This window comes from Streptomyces sp. CB02959 (genome assembly GCF_002803155.1).
Taxonomy (GTDB): Bacteria; Actinomycetota; Actinomycetes; order Streptomycetales; family Streptomycetaceae; genus Streptomyces.
The window spans coordinates 85989-102362 of sequence record NZ_NNBP01000011.1 but is presented as its reverse complement, the minus strand read 5'-3'; the positions used below and the strand labels follow the sequence as shown (position 1 = coordinate 102362).

The window sequence follows — 16374 nt, the reverse complement described above, 5'->3', positions numbered from 1 at the left end:
TCAGCGCTCGTGGGTGGGGAGTGCGGCGGCGAGGACCTCCGCCGACTGACGGGACAGCGCCTCGACGACGCGGCCGGGCAGCGACATCGGCTCGGTGGCGCCGGCCAGTCCGCCGTACGCCGCGCCCGGCAGCAACTCCCCCAGCACCCTTGCCGGTTCGGGTCGGCCCTGCGGGTCGCGCGAGCGGCACGCGGAGATGAGGTCGCGCAGGCCGGCGGGGATCTCGTCCCGCTCCGGCACGGTGTGCCCCGTCGCCGCGTACGCCAGCACGGCGCCCAGGGCGTAGACGTCGCCGGCGCGGTCCGCGGGGCCGCCCGCGGCCCGTTCGGGAGCGAGGCAGCCGGTCTCCAGACCGGTGTCCGGTGCGGGCGAGGTCTCGGCGAGGAGCTGGGCGCGGGTCGCGCCGAAGCAGCCCAGGAGCGGCCCGCAGGCGGTCAGCAGCACGCCCGCCGGGCACACGCCGCCGTGCACGATGCCCAGGACGTGGGCCGAGGCCAGGGCTTCGGCCAGCGCGCCGCCGAGCGTGCGGACCAGCGGTTCCGGCAGCGGTCCGCCGTACGCGGCCAGCACGGCCGGCAGCGGCAGCGCGGGCCGATAGGGGCTGGTGTACCAGGGGAAGGCCGGTGTCCCCCCGAGCTGCGCGACCGGCCAGAACCCGGGCTGGGTCAGGCGGGCCGCCTGCTGTGCCTCGGCCGCCCACCGCGCCCGGTCGCTGCCGGGTGCGGGCAGGCACGCCACGACGGTGTGCCCGCCGTCGGCGCTGCGAGCCAGGTAGCGGCGTTCGGGTGCGCCCCGGCCGCCGCCCGCGTCGAGGCGCGCCAACGTCACGAAGTCCCCGATCCGCGGTGGATCGTCCTGCCGCAACTGCTCCACTCTGGTGTTTCTCCCCCGTCAGGCGTGTTACGGCCGTGAGCCTATATACGGCCCGGTGGGGCGCGGCACGCGGGTCCGCGTCCAGGGGCCGGGACGATGGTGCACGCCCCGGCCGCCGAGCCCTGGGCTCCGACCGGCGCACCCCGTGCCGTGCGCCCGGCCGGCGGCGGCCGACCGGTCCGGAGGCAAGGGGGGAAGGAAACCCCATGCGCGCGGCGGGTGTGGCGTACTGTGCGGCTGCACTCGACGGGCGGATGGGGGGCTTCAGTGGTGGGGCGAGCCGAGCCGGGGCGTGTGATCGCGGGACGCTACCGGCTGGAGGAGGTGCTCGGCAGTGGCGGCCTCGGGGCGACGGCGGGGGCGTCGCGCCGGTGGAGCGGGCGGTGGAGCGCACGGAGGGCAAACGGCCCATCGACGTTGCTCCGCTGTTCGGCGGGCTCTTCTTCGTCCTGTTGGGAACGGCCGCCACCGTTCTCGTCGCCGCGTTGGCCTACACCCTGGCCCGCGAGCACCCCGGCTTCGGGGAGGTGCTCCTGATCGGCACGGTCTGCGGGGGCACCGTCGCCTTCGGCTCGGTGGGCGTCCTGCGGGGGCTGCGCGTTCCGGACGCCAAGGCCGTCGTGGGCGCGCTCGCGATCGGCGTGGTGTGGACGGCGGTGCTGACGGCGGCCCTGTGGTCCCACGTGCGCTGACCGGCTTCGGGGTGCGGCTTCCGCCACCGCGACCGGCCCGGTGAGGGCGGGGGCCGATACGACCGCACCCCGGAGCGGCATGCTCCGGGGTGCGGGGCTGGTGTCAGCGACGACCGCCTCGGCCGTCAATGTCGATGCCGTAGATGCTGCCCCCGGCGCTCTGGACGACCTTGACGATCCGCTTGCGGGCGTCGATGCCGATGTTCGTGCGGCAACCGTCCCTCGGCGGGAGCAGCAGGCTGAAGCTGAACGAGGGTGCGCAGCGAACGCGCTCGTCGAACCGGTCGCCGCCGCCCGCGTTGGCCGTGCCTGCCACCGACAACAGCAGCGCACCGGCACCGACGGTTCCAGCGGCCACGCGCATTGCCTTACCCATCACGGAACTTCCTTCCTGTCCTGGTCCCGGTCGAGTGCCGGGATCACCGCGCCAACGAAGCAGCGCCCGGAAGATCACGCCGCGTTGCTCCGACGCGGTGACGAAGTTCGGCCACTTGGACGCCATGGCCGCCCGATGGGGTGAGGGTGGCAGGAATGCGTCGCCGGGCGGTGGCGTGGGCCGCCGGGGGCACTGTGCGGTTCCTACGGAAATGTCGCCGGGCGGCCGCGGAGGCGCCGCGGCCCGGCGGCGGTCGGTCGGCCGTGCGCGGTGGCCACGACGGGTGGCCGGGCTGCGGGGCGGATGGATCACGGCGGGCGGCCTGGGGGACATTGTGCGATCCCGCCATGTCCGGCATGTATTGGGCAGTGCGTCAATACGGTGGTGAAGCGCCTGTTCAGGTCAGACAGGCCGGAATCTGCCCGGCGTCGGGCCCGGCCGGTGAGAATCGCAGCCGTGCATCCAGAGTCGGCCGGCCCGAAGGGATACAGGTGATCCGGGTTCTGGTGGTTCATGAGACACGGCTGCTGCGCTCGGCGCTGGCCGCGCTGCTGCGTGACGAGGAGAACATCGAGGCGGTCGCCGCCTGCTGGAGCACTGCGTCCGGCGCGGCCCGGTCCTTCCGTCCGCAGGTGTGCGTGGTGGACGGCGACTGCGTCGACCCGATCCCGACGGCCGCCCCGCCCGGCGGGCCGGACTGCGCCCTGCTCGTTCTCGCCAGCGCCTGCCGGCCGGGCGTGCTGCAGCGGGCGCTGGCCGCGAAGGCCCGCGGGTTCGTGGACAAGAACGCGTCACCGGATCGCCTGCGGCACGCGGTGAGCCTGGTCGCGGCGGGCGAGCGCTACCTCGACCACTCACTGTCCCGCGACCTGCTGCACGCCGCCGACATCCCGCTGACCGCCCGTGAGTTGACGGTGCTGCGGCTGCTCGCGAAGGGGGCCGGTGTGCCGGAGATAGCGGGCGAGCTGTATCTGAGCAAGGGGACGGTGCGCAATTACATGGCGGCCATCAACCGCAAGACCGGTGCCCGGAACCGGGTCGACGCCCTCCGCATCTCCCAGGCGGCGGGCTGGGTGTAGGGCGCCGGTCGCCCGGTCCGCGCGTCAACGGCTGCCGGCCTCGCTCCGGGGCCGCTCCGGGCACTGCGGATCCCATCCGCCGGCCAGGTCGCGGTAGAGCGGTGAGCGCCGGAGGAGCTCGGTGTGCGTGCCGAGGGCGGTGTGCGGGCCGTCCAGGACCAGGATGCGATCGGCCCGCCGGGCGGAGCTGATCCGGTGCGCGACGACCACGAGGGTGCCGGGGCGGTCGCGGAAGGCGCGTTCGGCGCGTTCCTCGGCGGCCGGGTCGAGGTGGCAGGTGGCCTCGTCGAGGAGGACCAGCGGGGCCGGGGAGAGGTGGGCCCGGCCCAGCGCGAGCAGTTGGCGCTCTCCCTGGGACAGCGCGGCCGGGTCGAGTGGGGCGTCCGGGCCGCCCAGCCGGTCCACGAGCGGGCCCAGGCCGACGGCGTCCAGGGATGCCTGGACCGCCTGGGGCGGCGCGCCGTCGGGGCAGAGGTACAGCAGGTTCTCGCGGACCGTGCCGGTGAACACGTACGCCTGTTGCGGGATGAGGACGCGGTGCGGGTCGGGGCCGGTGGCGGCGGGCGCGGACGGCGCCCGGCCGGCGATGCGCACCTCGCCGGACGTGGGGGTGAGCAGGCCGGCGGCGAGTCCGGTGAGGGTGGACTTGCCGGTTCCGCTCGGTCCGACGACCACGAGGTGTTCGCCCGGTTCGACGGTGAGGTCCAGGTCGCGGAGGACCGGTTGGGCGCCGGTGCCGTAGGAGAACGTGGTGGCGCGGAATTCCACGCGGGGGCCGGTGGCGGGCGGGGCCGCCCGTACGGTCGGTGGCGCTGGGGGCGTGGCGGGCGGCGCCCCGCCGGTGAGCCGTTCGAGGACCACCAGGAGTCTGGTGCCGGCGGAGCCGAGGGCCTGCATCACGGTCTGGAGGGCGGGTTGCAGCGCCTGGGTCAGGTAGGTGAGGGCGCCCACGACGTCCCCGGTGGTGAGGTGCCGCCGCAGCAGCCAGGGGGCGGCGGCCAGCAGCAGGAGTACGGGCAACTGGCCGGCGATGCCGAGCGCGAGGCTGCGGGCGGCCGTCCAGCGCGCCAGGCGGCGTGCCGTCCGGGCCTCGGCCTCGATCAGGGCGTACGTGCGGGCCGCCGTCCGGTCCTGGGCCCCGCAGGCGACCACGTCGCGCAGTCCGGTGGCCACCGCGCCGAGCTGCGCGGCCAGGGCCTCGTCGGCGTGCAGGAAGGCCCGTTGGTGGCGGGCCATCGGGACGAGGGTGGCCAGGAAGAGGGCCAGTCCGGCCAGGAGCGGCGGTACGACGACGAGCAGGAGTTCCGGGGCGAGTGAGAGCAGCCCGAACAGGGCGCCGGCGAGCGTGAAGACGAAGGAGCGGGCCACCAGCACCAGGCCGGCGAAGCTGTCCCGGGCCAGTTCGGTCTGGTTGGTCAGGCGGGAGACCACGGCGCTGTCGGCCGGGCGGGACGGGTCCGCCACCGCCCGGCCCAGCGCGGCGGTGACCACGCCGTGCACCAGCCGGTCGCGCAGCGGCTCGACCAGCTCGGCCAGCCCCCGGAAGACGCCGCGGCCCGCGGTCCCGCCGAGGACGACGGCCACCGCGGCGACGGCCAGCCAGGCCAGGCCGGTACCGGTCCGGCCGGCCAGGAAGCCCGCGTCGAGGGCGTGCGCGACGGCGTAGCCGCTGAGGAAGGTGTGGCCGGACTCCAGGACGGACCAGCCCGCCATCACCAGGAGCGCCCGCGGCCGGGCCCGTAGGAAGCGCACGGCGCGGGGCAGCAGCCGGCGGACGGGGGCCGTCACGGGGCGGCCCGTGGTGCCGCGGGGGCCGGGGCGTCTGGTGCGCCGGGGACGAAGACCGCCCGGTATGCGGCGTCCTGCCAGAGCCGGGCGTGCGGTGCGACCGCCCGGACCCGCCCGTCCGCGATCCAGGCGACCAGGTCGGCGCGGGCCGCGGTGGCGACCCGGTGGGTGATCAGCAGCCGGGTGCCCGGCCGTACGCCGTGCAGCAGGGCCCGGCCGACCCGGTGTTCGGTGACGGTGTCCAGGCCGGAGGTGGCGTCGTCGAGGACCAGCAGCCGTCCGGCGCGGGCGAACGCCCGGGCCAGTCCGATGCGTTGGTGCTCGCCGCCGGAGAGCGGCGCCCGGTCCGGCGGGGTGCGGTATCCGTGGGGCAGCAGCCGGATGAAGGCGTCCGCATCGGCAGCGCGGGCCGCGGCCGCCACGTCGCGTTCGTCGGCCGGTCCGTCGGGGCCGAAGCCGATGGCCTCGCCGAGGGTGTCGCCGAACAGCGCGGGCCGTTCGAAGGCGTAGCCGACCTCTCGGCGCAGCCGGCGCGGGTCGACCGTTTCGAGGGGGACGCCGTCCAGCAGGACGCACCCGGCGTCGGGTTCGACGAGTCGTCCCGCGACGGCCGCCAGCAGGGACTTGCCGGCGCCCGAGGCACCGACCACCGCCATCGTCGTACCGCCCGGTACCACCAGGTCCACGTCGCGCAACGCGGGTGCGCCGTCGCGGATCACGGTGACGGCACGCAGTTCGAGCCGTCCGGGACCGTCGGCGGGCAGGGGGCGGGAGCCGGTGGCGAGTGCGGGCAGGGCGAGGAGTTCGCCCAGGCGCCGGGCCGCGGACCGGCCGCGCACCAGGGTGTTGAGCTGTCCGGTCACGCCGCCGAGTCCGGCGGCGAGGGTGGCGTAGCGGGTGGCGGCGAGGAGTGCGCCGACGGTGAGGGCGCCGTGGGCCAGCCGGATGCCGCCGACGGCCAGTACCGCGGTGGTCAGCAGGGGGACCAGGAAGGCGCTGCCGGCCACGGCGTTCCCGTAGACCCGCCACATCTGCCGTCCGTGTACGCCGAGTTGCGGCAGGGGGGCGAGGATCCGGCGGTGTTCGGTCCGCAGGGTTCCCGCGGCGGCGATGGTCCGGGCCCCGCCGAGCGCCTCGACGAGGCGGGCGGCGAGCTCGGCCTGCGCGTGCTGGTAGCGGCGCACGGCGGCAGAGGAGTCCCGGGTGAAGGACCGCAACAGCCAGGCCAGCAGCGGGAGTCCGGCGACGAACACGGCGGCCAGCCAGGGGTCGGTGAGGGCCAGCGCGAGCAGGGCGCCGAGGGGGGTGAGCACGGCCGCCACTCCCCCGGCCGCGGCGCCGGGCGCGGTCCCGGCCTCCGCGGCGTTGCCGGTGAGGCGGGTCACCAGGTCGCCGGGGGCGAAGCGGTCGGCGGCCCGGTGCGGCGCGAGGGACAGCAGGTGGTCCAGGCCGCGGCGGCGCAGCCAGGCGGTGCTGCGGGCGGTGGTGGTGCCGCCGGTGTGGGTGATCAGCGCTTCGAGGAGGACCTCCGCGGCCAGCAGGGCGGCGCTCAGCGCGAGGGCGCCGGGCGCGGCCGGGGCGCCCACCAGCACCAGGTCGAGGGTGTGGCCGAGTTGGGCGGGCAGGGCGAGGGCGGTGGCGGCGACGGCCAGGGCGCAGAGGCAGAGCGCCACGGTTCCGGTCGCGCTGTGCCGGAGTGCGCCGAGGAGTACGGCTGCGGTGGCGTCACCGTGGCCGCGGGGTCGCGCGGCCGGTGCGGTCCCGGCGGAACGACGAGGGGCTGCGGGCATGGCGGGAACGTCACCTCCGTCGTGCGGGCGGTCACCCCGGGGCGTTCGGTGCGCCCCGGGGTGACCGGAGGTCAGTTACAGGTGGTCACGCTCAGGCTGCTGTCGCCGCAGAGCAGCAGGCTCGCGCGGCTGCCGGTGTGCAGCTCGTCGGTGGTCTCGGGCTCGGGGGTCTGGAGGGTCTGGAGGTCGAGAAGGGACATCGGTTTTCCTTTCGTCACGGGACGGGTGTGCTCTTCGGTAACGGTCCCGGGTGACCGGGGCCGGCTTCAGGGCCGCCGCAGCGGCGGGAGGAAGGGCAGCTGCACGGGCGCGTCGTGCAGGGCACTGCCCAGGGCGAGCAGGCATCCGGCGGTGCCGGTGCTCAGGTCCATGGAGAGGCGCATCATCTGCTCCCCGGCGAAGGCCAGATGGCCCTGGTAGGGGACGGCGCCCCAGGAGAGCGAGTCGATCTGCCGCCCGAGGTCGGCCGGTTCGGTGCCGGGGCCGGTGACGGTGGTGCGGCTGAGGTACAGCACCATTCCCGCCGCGCCCCGGAACAGGCCCGGTTGGGCGTAGAACTTGGCCTGCGCGGCCCGGACGATCTCGTTGCGCGCCCGGGTGAACTCCTCGTCCGGGCGGTGCGCGAGGTAGTCGTCGAGGACCATGCCGATGCCCACGCTGCCGGCGCCGAGGTACGGCATGGTGCGCCAGCCCTCGTCGACCTGGAGGGTGCCGCCGGCGCTGCGCACGCAGTGGTCGAGGTCGCCGCGCAGGGCGTCGGCGGCCAGGTCCAGCAGGCCCGTGTCGCCGGTGCGTTCGTACATCCGCAGGCAGAGCAGCGCGACGCCACTGGCGCCGTGCAGCAGTCCGGCGCGGGGCGCCGGGGCCGTCTGGCCGGCGGTGGGGTGGGCGGCCCGGAGCCGGTGGACGGCGAGTTCCGTGCAGCGCAACGCCCGTTCGTGCAGGGCGCGTTCGCCGGTGGACGCGGCCAGTCCGTCGAGCGCCAGGCCGAGGCCGGCCAGTCCGCCGTGCAGGTCCGGGCCGAGCGCCTGCCACGGCTGTTCGGCGAGGAGGTCGACCAGGTCCAGGGCCGGTTCGCGGTGGCCGAGTCGGTCGAGCACCCACGCCACGCCGGACAGGCCGTCGTAGAAGCCGAGCGGGCTGCCCGACACCGGGCTCTTCATGCGCCGCAGCAGCCATTCCTCGCCCGCCGGGAAGGGCTCGGCCCCGGTCGCGTGCAGGGCGTACAGCACGCCCGCCGCTCCGTAGGCGACGCACGTCCCCCCGCCCGCGACGGAGAACTGCGCGATGTCGCCGGGGAAGATCCGGTCCTCGCGCTCGGGGGTGGCCGAGGCCAGCAGGGCGCGGACCATGGAGTCCCGGCTGCGCGGCCAGTCGTCGAGGCGGACCGGGAGGTAGGCGTCGGGTGCGCTCGGTGCTGCGGTGCGGGACGCGTCCCGGTCCGCCGTCACCGGTGCCGGCCGGCCGCGGGTGATCTCCGCGACCGCCGCCGCCAGGAACTCCCGCGGCACCGGGAACTGTTCGGCGGCGATCCGGGCCAGATGCGCGGACTTTCCCCGGTCGAGGGCGCACAGGCTGGTCAGCGGCAGGAAGAGAGCCAGTCGCAGACAGGCGAGGGCGTAGCGGTCGACGTCCGGGCCCCGGCGGTCGGCGGGCGCCACGAAGCCGGGGTTGGCGACGGTCTGGCGGCTGTCCGGATCGTCGACCGAGGCCGCCTCGAAGTCCAGCAGCACCACGGACGACTCGTCCTCGGCGAGCATGATGTTGAACAGGTGGAGGTCGTTGAAGACGACTCCGCGGGCGTGGATCTCCTCGACCGCGTCCGACACCATGCGGTGCACCCGCAGCGCCCATGCGGTGTAGTCGGCCAGTCGTGCGGGGCCGGGGTCGTTCTCGATCAGGGGGTGGCGGCGGGCGAAGAAGGTGTTGAGGGGGCGGCCCTCGATGTACTCCAGCGCCAGGAAGGTGTGCTCGCCGAGGGTGAACCAGTCGAGGACTTCGGGTGCGCAGGCCAGGCCGGACAGCCGTTGCAGGGCGTCGCGCTCCCGCGCCAGCCGGGCGACCGCGTCCGCCTCGTCCGCGGCCAGACCGGCGTGCGGCCGCGCTTCCTTGAGCACCACGCGCCGCTGGGTGCGCCGGTCGAGGGCGACGTAGACGCCGCCGCCGTTGGAGAAGTGCAGGGCCCGTTCGATGGTGTAGGGCAGGTCGGTGACGGTGGTGGCGTTGCGGGCGGCCAGGTGCGGTGCGAGGAAGTCCGGGAGCGGAACCCAGTCCGGGACCCGGAAGGCCGGCTCCCGGAGATCGGGGACCAGCTTTCCCCGGGCGTCCTCGATCGCCGGCCGCCGGTCGCCGTGTTCGTCGTAGCAGTACCGCTCGGTGAAGGCGCCGTAGCGGACGTGGACCGGGCCGGCGCCCCAGCGCAGGTCGCTGAGGATGTACGGGCCCGGCTCCCCGGCGAGGAGTGCGGACAGCTCCTCGGCGAGTACCCGGCACTCCTCCGTGTCGGCGGGGTACACGGTCAGGAACTTGCCGCTGGCGCCGCGGTCCGCGTACTTGGCGTTGCGCTGGTGCAGCAGGTAGCGGCTCGGTATGCACTTGAAGGCCACCGAGCGCGGGACGCAGTGGTCCCAGACCGCGGCCAGCACCCGTTCGGCGTTGTCCGGGCAGGCCGAGACGTGGATCTTCCAGCCCTGGGCGGGCAGTTCGCGGTCCAGCGGCCGGAACGCCAGCCAGTCGCCCGAGCGGTGGCGCTGCCAGCCGTCCGGCAGTTCCCGGCTCAGCACCGGGTACGGCGCGGTGCGCCCGGCGGGATCGCCGGCGACGCGGTGCGGAGCGTCGTAGAACTGCCGGTCTGCATCGCAGAAGACCGCGTACCCCTTGTTCATCGCACTCCCCTCGGGCGGTGGCAGCAGCCACGCTGTCACGCCGGCGAAGGGTGAAACAGTCATGCCTGTCATGGAGAGGACGTGCGGAATGCATGTTTTTAGTGAAGGGGAACGGCCGTTGGCGGGGTGCGGCGCGCCCGTCGTCCTGGTGGCGGGGCGGCAACGGGCGCGCCGCTTCGCGGCGGTTCAGCGGGTGACGCGGAAGCGGTGCAGCTCGTCCTGGCCGGCGGGGCCGGAGCCGGACTCGGCGAGGACGAACGCCGTGCCGTGGGCCACGGTGACGTGGTTGGGGTTCGCGCCGGTGGTGACGGTGTCGCTCCGCCTGGCTGCCGGCCACCGGCTGCAACTCCTGCGCTCCGCCGACGACCTGGCCGCCCGCCTCGGGGGGGACCTGCGCCGCGTACGGGCCGTCGCGCTCGCCGTGGCCCTGGCCGGCATCGCGGTCGGCGTCGGCGGCCTCATCGCGCGATCGTGGGCCCCGGCTGCGGGAAGTCCACTCTGCTGCGGGCCGTCGCCCGCCTGCACCGACCGGACTCCGGAACGGTGCCGGCCGACGCCCACGACCTCCGGCGGCCGACCAGACGTCAGGCCGCCCGGCACATCGCCCTGGCCTCCCAGTCGCCGCGCGCCCCCGGCGCCGATGCCAGACTGACCCGATGGACTACCTCAACGGCGAACCGGTCGGTGTCGATGAGCTCAAGGCACTGGCGCTCACCAATTTCGGGCACTTCACCACGCTGCGCGTCGACGACGGGCGCGTCAAGGGGCTGTCACTGCACCTGGACCGCCTGGAGGCCGACTGCCGGACCGTGTTCGACGCGGCGCTGGACCGCGTGCGGATCCGCGACCTGATCACGCAGGCGGTGGACGGGCGGACGGGTTCGCTGGCCGTGCGGGTGACGGCGTTCGACCCCGGACTGGGGGTGGCGCGGCCCGGGGCCGACGCCGAGCCGCGCCTCCTGGTCACCTGCCGTCCCGTGGGGGACGCGTCGTCACCGTTGCGGGTCACCACCGTCGCGTACCAGCGGGAGCTGCCCGAGGTGAAACACGTCGGACTCTTCGGGCAGTTGGCCGCCCGGCGGGCCGCGCAGCGGGCCGGCTTCGACGACGCGCTGTTCACCGAGCCGGACACCGGCCTGCTGGCCGAAGGCGCGACGTGGAACGTCGCCTTCATCGACGCCCGGGATCGCGTCGTCTGGCCGGCGGCGCGGGTGCTGCCGGGGGTGACCATGCGCCTGCTCCAAGCCGTGCACACATGGCGGCGGCGCCCCGTTCCGCGCACGGAACTCCCGGAATTTCGCGCCGCGTTCGCCACCAATACGGCGATCGGCGTGCGGCCCCTCGCCGCCGTCGACGACGTGCCGCTGGACACCGCGCACCCGATGCTCGACGCACTGCGGCAGCGCTATCTGGACCTCCCCGACGACCGCCTCTGAGCCGGGCCTTCGGGCGGCTCAGGTCAGCAGGTGGCCGCTGTGCGAGAGGCGGCGCGCCGCGGCCGCGAGGGCGTGGATCCGGGGGCCGGCCTGGTCGACGCGGGTGAGCGGTGTGGTGAACGGCAGCCGGACGTCGCGGTGGCCGTGCGCGTATTCGAGTCGCAGGGTCAGGCCGTAGCGGTCCAGCCGCACCGGGAGCACGCGCCGCACGCCGGCTGCCGGCAGCGGGCGGACGAGGCGCAGCAGCAGCGGCACGAGTTCGGCGTGGTGGTCGACGAGGTGGGTCAGCATGCCCGCCTCGCTCGTCGCCACGGGGTGGGGTTCCGCGGCCTCCAGGGCTTCGAAGGTGACGTAGGTGCGCCCCTCGGCGTCTTCGAGGACCGCTTGGCCGAACTCCATGCAGGTGCCCTTCCCGGAATCCGGGCGGTACGGGGCGGCCAGCAGCCCGGCCACCGTGACGCGGGCCCGCAGGCGGTCGCGCACGGACGTGGGCGCGATGTCGGTGAGTTCCAGCCGGACCGGGACGCGCCCGGCCGCCTGGCCGCCGTCGCGCCGGCACGGGGCGTGCAGGTGGAAGTGGCCCATCGCGCCGGTGCCGTCGAGCCGCCGCAGTTCGGTGTGGTGCCCGTCGCTCACCACCGTCATGGAGTGCGCGGCGGCCAGGATCGAGCAGACACGCTCGGCGGCGGTCGGGGTACCAGCACGGGCACGGGAAAGACGCATCCGGGTTCTCCAGGGGCGACCGGGGAGGGCTACTTAGGTTTGCCTAACCTAACTTACACCTCCCGCCCCGGCATGCGAAGGAGCCCCGGCCGGGCGGGCGCGCCCCCTCCGCGGTACGTTCCTGCGATGACTCTCGACGGAACGATCGTGATCCGGCGCGCGGAGGCGGCGGACGCGGCCCCGGTCGCCCATATCCACCTCGCCTCCCGGGCGGCGACCATGCCGTACCTGCCTCCGCAGCAGCACGACCACGACGAGGTGACCCAGTGGATCCGGGACCTGGTGCTGACCCGGTACCGGACGTGGGTCGCGGTGCGCGGCACCGAGATCGTCGGCTACGCCGCCGCCGAGGGCAGCGAGCTCCACGACCTCTACCTCCGCCCGGACGTCCTGCGCCAGGGCATCGGGACGCTGCTCCTCGACGAGGTCAAGCGGGACAGCCCCGGCGAGGTGTCGCTGTTCGTCTTCCAACAGAACACCGGTGCGCGGGCGTTCTACGAACGGCACGGCTTCACGGTGGTCGACACCAACGACGGCAGCCGCAACATGGAGTCGCTGCCCGACATGACCCTGCGCTGGCGGGCGGACGGCCCGCGGTAGACCGCGTCGGCCCGGCGTGCCGGCGCGGGACCCACCGCACCGGCACGAGGGTGCGGCGGGCCCCGTTCCCGCCTCGCCCGCCGGGCCGGCGCTCAGCGCAACGACGCGGCCGTGGGGACGACCACCCCGTAGAGGTCGGCGATCGTGGCGAGGGCACCGTGGTGGATCTGGTCGGCGGGCTGTTCGGCGACCGCCGTCCGCAGGGGCCGGGTCGCGCAGGCGTCGGCGACCACGGTGGGCCGGTTGCCGCGCAGGAAGGCGCCCTGCGCGGTGAAGGTCACGCACATGTGGGTCATGAATCCGACGACGATGACGTCCTGGTTGCCGGCGGCGTCGACGCGCTCCCCCAGATCGGTGCCGACGAACGAGTCGGGAGCGCCCTTCACGACGACATGCTCACCGTCAACGGGCGCCACACTGGGGTGGATCTGGCCGATCTCGGCCCGGATGTCGTACGCGGACCCCTCCCCGCTGTCGTGGATCACGTGGATGACCTTCGCGCCGGCCTCCCGGGCGTCGGCCAGCAGCGCGGCGGCGGCGTCCAGGGCGGGCCGCCACCCCGTCAGCTCCATCACGCCGCGGGTGTAGGTGTTCTGGTAGTCGACCAGGATCAGGGTCGCGTCGGCCAGCGAGGCCGGAGTCTGGTCGAGACCGTTGAGTTCGCGCAGGGTGGTCGTAGGCATGGAAGTGTCCCCTCGGGCTGCATGTCGATTCGTCAGGGCCAGCACGCGGTGGCCGTCTCCCACGCTAGGAGCCACCGCACATGTCGGCAATGACATGTAACCTGCAGATACGGACATCCGCGAGGCGTCACCCTTCCCCTCGCGCACTTCCGCTCACGCCCCTCGCATCGCCGTCGCCCTTGCCGTCGCCGGCCGGACGGAGCCCCCTTGAGCAGCACCGAACGGTTCATCGTCGTCGTCCTCTTCGACGGCGTCGACCTGCTGGACGTCACCGGCCCGCCGGAGGTGTTCGCCCTGCTGCGACGCGAGTTGGACGACGCGGCGGGGTACCGCGTCGCCCTGGCCGCCGAAACCATGGACCCCGTCACGACCTTCGCCGGGGTCCGCGTCCTCCCCGACACCACCTTCCACGAGGTGTCCAAGAGGAGCATCGACACCCTGATGGTTCCCGGTTCGGTCGAGGTCGACGGCGAACGCCGCATCCGCGCCCGCACCGACCCCGCCGTGGTCGACTGGGTCAGGACGCTCGCGGGGCGGACCCGGCGCGTCGCCTCCGTCTGCGTCGGAGCGCACATCCTCGCCGCCGCCGGACTCCTCGACGGCCGACGCGCCACGACCCACTGGTCGACCGCGCAGCAACTCGCCGCCGAACACCCCTCGATCGAGGTCGACGCCGATCCGATCTTCATCCGCGACCGCGACGTGTGGACCGGCGCGGGTATCAGCGCCTGCCTGGACCTGTCGCTCGCCCTGGTGGCCGAGGACTTCGGCGAGGCCGCCGCCCTGCGCGTCGCCAGGCAGCTCGTGATGTACCTCAAACGTCCCAGCGGACAGAGCCAGTTCAGCGTCCCGATGGAACCCGTCTCGACCACCCGGCGGATGGACGAGCTCCGCCACCACATCACCCGCAACATCGCCGAGAGCCTCACCGTCTCCGCTCTCGCCGCCCACGCCCGGGTCGGCGAACGGCAGCTGACCCGCATCTTCAAGACCGAACTCGGCATGACGCCCGCCGCCTACGTCGAAGCGGCCCGGGTGGAGGCCGCCCGCAACCGACTGGAATCCACGGACGACACCCTCGAACGCATCGCGTCCGCCTGCGGATTCAACACCACCGACACCCTCGTCCGCGCGTTCCGCCGGAAGCTCGACACGACACCGACCGCATACCGGAACCGCTTCCGGACGTCCGTCTAGCGGGCAGCGGCGATCCGGCCTCCCGGTGCGCTACTTGGCCAGGTAGCCGCCGTCCACCACATGGTCGCTGCCCGTGAGGTACGAGGCGTCGTCGGACACCAGGTACGCGATGAACGCGGCGACTTCGGCGGGCCGGGCGGTGCGCCCCAGAGGGATCGCGGAGAGCAGACCGTCGGTGGCGCCGGGCGGCAGCGAGGTGACCATGGGGGTGTCGACGATGCCCGGCGACACGGACAGCACCCGGATGCCGTGCTCGGCGTACTCCCGGGCCGCGGTCCGGGTCAGGGCGAGGACCCCCTGCTTGGCGGCGGCGTAGGCGGCGTGCCGGCGAAAGCCCGCATGCGCCGCCACGGAGGCGAGGTTGACGATGACGCCGCCGGCAGGGGCCATGGCGGGCAGTTGGGCGCGCATCGCGTGGAAGACGCCGTACAGGTTCACCTTCAGCACGCTGTCGAAGTCGGCGGGCGAGAGGTCGGCCAGTGGGTCGAGCGGGCCGTTGACTCCGGCGCTGTTGACCGCGATCCGCAGGCCGTCGCGCAGGGCGGCGGCGTCCGTGACGACCCGGGCGACGCCGTCCGGGTCGGTGACGTCCATCCGGCGGGGCAGGGCCGTACCGCCGGCCGCGGCGATCTGCCCGGCCACCCGGTGCGCACCGTCCTCGTCGAGGTCCGCGACGACCACCACCGCGCCCTCCGCGGCCAGGCGCGCGGCACACGCCGCGCCGATCCCGGAGGCGCCGCCGGTCACCAGGGCGACCCGGTCCCGTAGCCGACCGGGCTCCCCGGACTCCAGGCGGGGCTGCGCGGTGCCGTCGGACGGCGGGGCGGGTGCGGGCATCTGCGGCTCCTGCCGGGGAAGAGGGGCGGGCGGGTGGCGGTGGGGAGGTCAGGCGGTGCGGGCCCGTGCGGTCAGGGGCAGTCGGTCCGGGCGCAGGACGGTGCCGACCAGGGGCCGTACGGGCGTGGAACCGGCCGGTTCCAGGCGGCGGTGGGCGGTGAACGCGGCCAGCGCCAGGGTCAGTTCGGTCCAGGCGTAGTCCTCGCCGACGCACAGCCGGCTGCCCGCTCCGAACGGCAGGAAGGTGTGGCGCGGCGCCTTCGCGGCGGCGTCGGCCGGCCAGCGGTCGGGGGCGAAACGCCCGGGGTCCTCGTACAGCTGCGGATCGCGGTGCAGGGCATACGGGCTGAAGAACACCTCGTCGCCCGGGGCGAGCCGGACGCCGCCGAGCGTGACCGGCCGCACCGCGCGGCGCATCAGCAGCCACGACGGCGGGTACAGCCGCAGCACCTCGGTCAGCACCTGCCGCGTGTAGACCAGCGAAGGCAGGTCCTCGAAACGGGGCGGCCGCCCGCCGAGGACGGTGTCGAGTTCGTCGTGGATCCGCCGTTGGACGGCGGGACGGCGGGAGATCTCGTGCAGCGCCCAGGCCAGGGACGCGCTGACGGTGCCGGTCCCGGCCAGGAAGAGGGTGATCAGTTCGTCGGTCACCTCGGCGTCGGTCAGCCCGCCCTCCGGTCCGCCCGCGAGCAGCAGCATCGACAGCAGATCGCCGCGGTCGCGCCCGTCGGCACGGTAGGTCCCGATGATCCGCCGCTGGACGTCGACCAGGCGTTGCAGCGGACCGGCGTCCGGCGGCCGCCACCCCGGCAGCAGCGGAAGGCGTTCGGCCCAGGCGTGCAGCGGGGAGAGGGCCAGCCGCATCGAGTGGTATTTGACGGACAGCCAGTCCTCGACGGCGGCGTTCAGGGCCGGGTCCCGCGGGTCGGCGAAGAGCGTGCGCAGCAGGATGTCGAGGGTCAGACGGTGGATCTCCGGCACCAGATCGCGCGTGGTGCCGGGCTCCCAGCCGTCGGCCCGGGCCCGGGACCGTTCGGCCATGATGTGCGCGTAGCGGGCGATCCGGTCGCGGTGGAAGGCGGGTTGCACCAGCCTGCGGTGGCTGAGGTGGCGGTCGCCGGCGGCGGTGATCAGCCCGTCGCCGAGCGGCACGCGCAGGGCGTCGAACATCGCGCCCTTGTCGAAGGCACGGGCCTGCACCGTCAGCAACTCCCGGATGATCTCCGGGGTGTTGACGACGTGCACCGGTCGCGGTCCGATGGAGATCCTCGTCACCGGGCCGTGGTTCCGCAGCTCGCAGAGGAAGCGCAGCCCGTCACGGTGCAGGGCGAGGGCGTGCCCCATCAGCGGCACCCGCCCCGGAGCAAAGGGGGCCCTCCTCATACCGCTCCTGTCCATGCCGCTTCGCCTGGCGG

15 protein-coding genes and 1 pseudogene are annotated in these 16374 nt (G+C 74.5%); 6 read left to right on the top strand and 10 right to left on the bottom strand.

Annotation, left to right across the window (positions count from 1 at the left end):
* Positions 1-873: a serine/threonine protein kinase gene (locus CG747_RS19320; RefSeq protein WP_100603011.1), complete on the bottom strand. Its 873-nt coding sequence runs from the start codon at positions 871-873 to the stop codon at positions 1-3.
* Between the two features lie 383 nt (positions 874-1256).
* Between CG747_RS19320 and CG747_RS19315 the strand changes: the two genes are divergently transcribed.
* Positions 1257-1565 carry a hypothetical protein gene (locus CG747_RS19315; protein WP_100603010.1) on the top strand — a complete coding sequence of 103 codons (309 nt, stop codon included), beginning with the start codon at positions 1257-1259 and terminating at the stop codon, positions 1563-1565.
* Positions 1566-1668: 103 nt separating this feature from the next.
* On the opposite strand, the gene CG747_RS19310 is transcribed toward CG747_RS19315, so the two are convergent.
* The gene (locus CG747_RS19310) at positions 1669-2067 is read right to left on the bottom strand and encodes a hypothetical protein (protein WP_257980528.1); all 399 of its coding nucleotides are present in this window, start codon (positions 2065-2067) and stop codon (positions 1669-1671) included.
* Between the two features lie 365 nt (positions 2068-2432).
* Between CG747_RS19310 and CG747_RS19305 the strand changes: the two genes are divergently transcribed.
* The gene (locus CG747_RS19305; RefSeq protein ID WP_100603008.1) at positions 2433-3020 is read left to right on the top strand and encodes a response regulator transcription factor; all 588 of its coding nucleotides are present in this window, start codon (positions 2433-2435) and stop codon (positions 3018-3020) included.
* A 24-nt stretch (positions 3021-3044) separates the two neighbouring features.
* Here the strand turns inward: CG747_RS19305 and CG747_RS19300 are convergent, their stop codons facing one another.
* The 4 genes from CG747_RS19300 to lanKC all read right to left on the bottom strand — a co-directional run bounded on the left by CG747_RS19300 (position 3045) and on the right by lanKC (position 9483).
* Positions 3045-4733 carry an ABC transporter ATP-binding protein gene (locus CG747_RS19300; RefSeq protein ID WP_100603146.1) on the bottom strand — a complete coding sequence of 563 codons (1689 nt, stop codon included), beginning with the start codon at positions 4731-4733 and terminating at the stop codon, positions 3045-3047.
* 71 nt (positions 4734-4804) lie between these two features.
* On the bottom strand, positions 4805-6598 hold the full coding sequence (locus CG747_RS19295; RefSeq protein WP_100603007.1) for an ABC transporter ATP-binding protein: 1794 nt from the start codon (positions 6596-6598) through the stop codon (positions 4805-4807).
* Between the two features lie 71 nt (positions 6599-6669).
* Positions 6670-6798: a SapB/AmfS family lanthipeptide gene (locus tag CG747_RS19290; protein WP_100603006.1), complete on the bottom strand. Its 129-nt coding sequence runs from the start codon at positions 6796-6798 to the stop codon at positions 6670-6672.
* Between the two features lie 66 nt (positions 6799-6864).
* Positions 6865-9483 (bottom strand): class III lanthionine synthetase LanKC, encoded by a 2619-nt coding sequence (lanKC, locus tag CG747_RS19285; RefSeq protein WP_100603005.1) that lies wholly within the window; start codon positions 9481-9483, stop codon positions 6865-6867.
* Between the two features lie 267 nt (positions 9484-9750).
* Here lanKC and CG747_RS51005 point away from each other — a divergent pair.
* Positions 9751-10050: pseudogene (locus tag CG747_RS51005) on the top strand (ATP-binding cassette domain-containing protein); the annotation flags it as partial.
* An 89-nt stretch (positions 10051-10139) separates the two neighbouring features.
* Complete coding sequence (locus tag CG747_RS19270; RefSeq protein ID WP_100603004.1) at positions 10140-10919, top strand: aminotransferase class IV; 780 nt, start codon at positions 10140-10142, stop codon at positions 10917-10919.
* A gap of 18 nt (positions 10920-10937) precedes the next feature.
* On the opposite strand, the gene CG747_RS19265 is transcribed toward CG747_RS19270, so the two are convergent.
* Entirely contained in the window at positions 10938-11642 is a 705-nt protein-coding gene (locus CG747_RS19265) for a DUF2470 domain-containing protein (RefSeq protein ID WP_100603003.1), read from the bottom strand.
* A 126-nt stretch (positions 11643-11768) separates the two neighbouring features.
* Here CG747_RS19265 and CG747_RS19260 point away from each other — a divergent pair, with 126 nt between their 5' ends.
* Positions 11769-12242 (top strand): GNAT family N-acetyltransferase, encoded by a 474-nt coding sequence (locus CG747_RS19260; protein WP_100603002.1) that lies wholly within the window; start codon positions 11769-11771, stop codon positions 12240-12242.
* Between the two features lie 92 nt (positions 12243-12334).
* On the opposite strand, the gene CG747_RS19255 is transcribed toward CG747_RS19260, so the two are convergent.
* Entirely contained in the window at positions 12335-12925 is a 591-nt protein-coding gene (locus CG747_RS19255) for a cysteine hydrolase family protein (protein ID WP_100603001.1), read from the bottom strand.
* Between the two features lie 207 nt (positions 12926-13132).
* Between CG747_RS19255 and CG747_RS19250 the strand changes: the two genes are divergently transcribed.
* Positions 13133-14122, top strand: a complete 990-nt coding sequence (locus tag CG747_RS19250; protein WP_100603000.1) for a GlxA family transcriptional regulator — start codon at positions 13133-13135, stop codon at positions 14120-14122.
* 30 nt (positions 14123-14152) lie between these two features.
* Here the strand turns inward: CG747_RS19250 and CG747_RS19245 are convergent, their stop codons facing one another.
* Positions 14153-14959 (bottom strand): SDR family NAD(P)-dependent oxidoreductase, encoded by an 807-nt coding sequence (locus CG747_RS19245; protein WP_107490315.1) that lies wholly within the window; start codon positions 14957-14959, stop codon positions 14153-14155.
* Positions 14960-15007: 48 nt separating this feature from the next.
* A complete protein-coding gene (locus CG747_RS19240) occupies positions 15008-16342 on the bottom strand; it encodes a cytochrome P450 (RefSeq protein ID WP_257980527.1) in 1335 nt (444 codons plus the stop codon).
* Positions 16343-16374 lie beyond the last annotated feature (32 nt).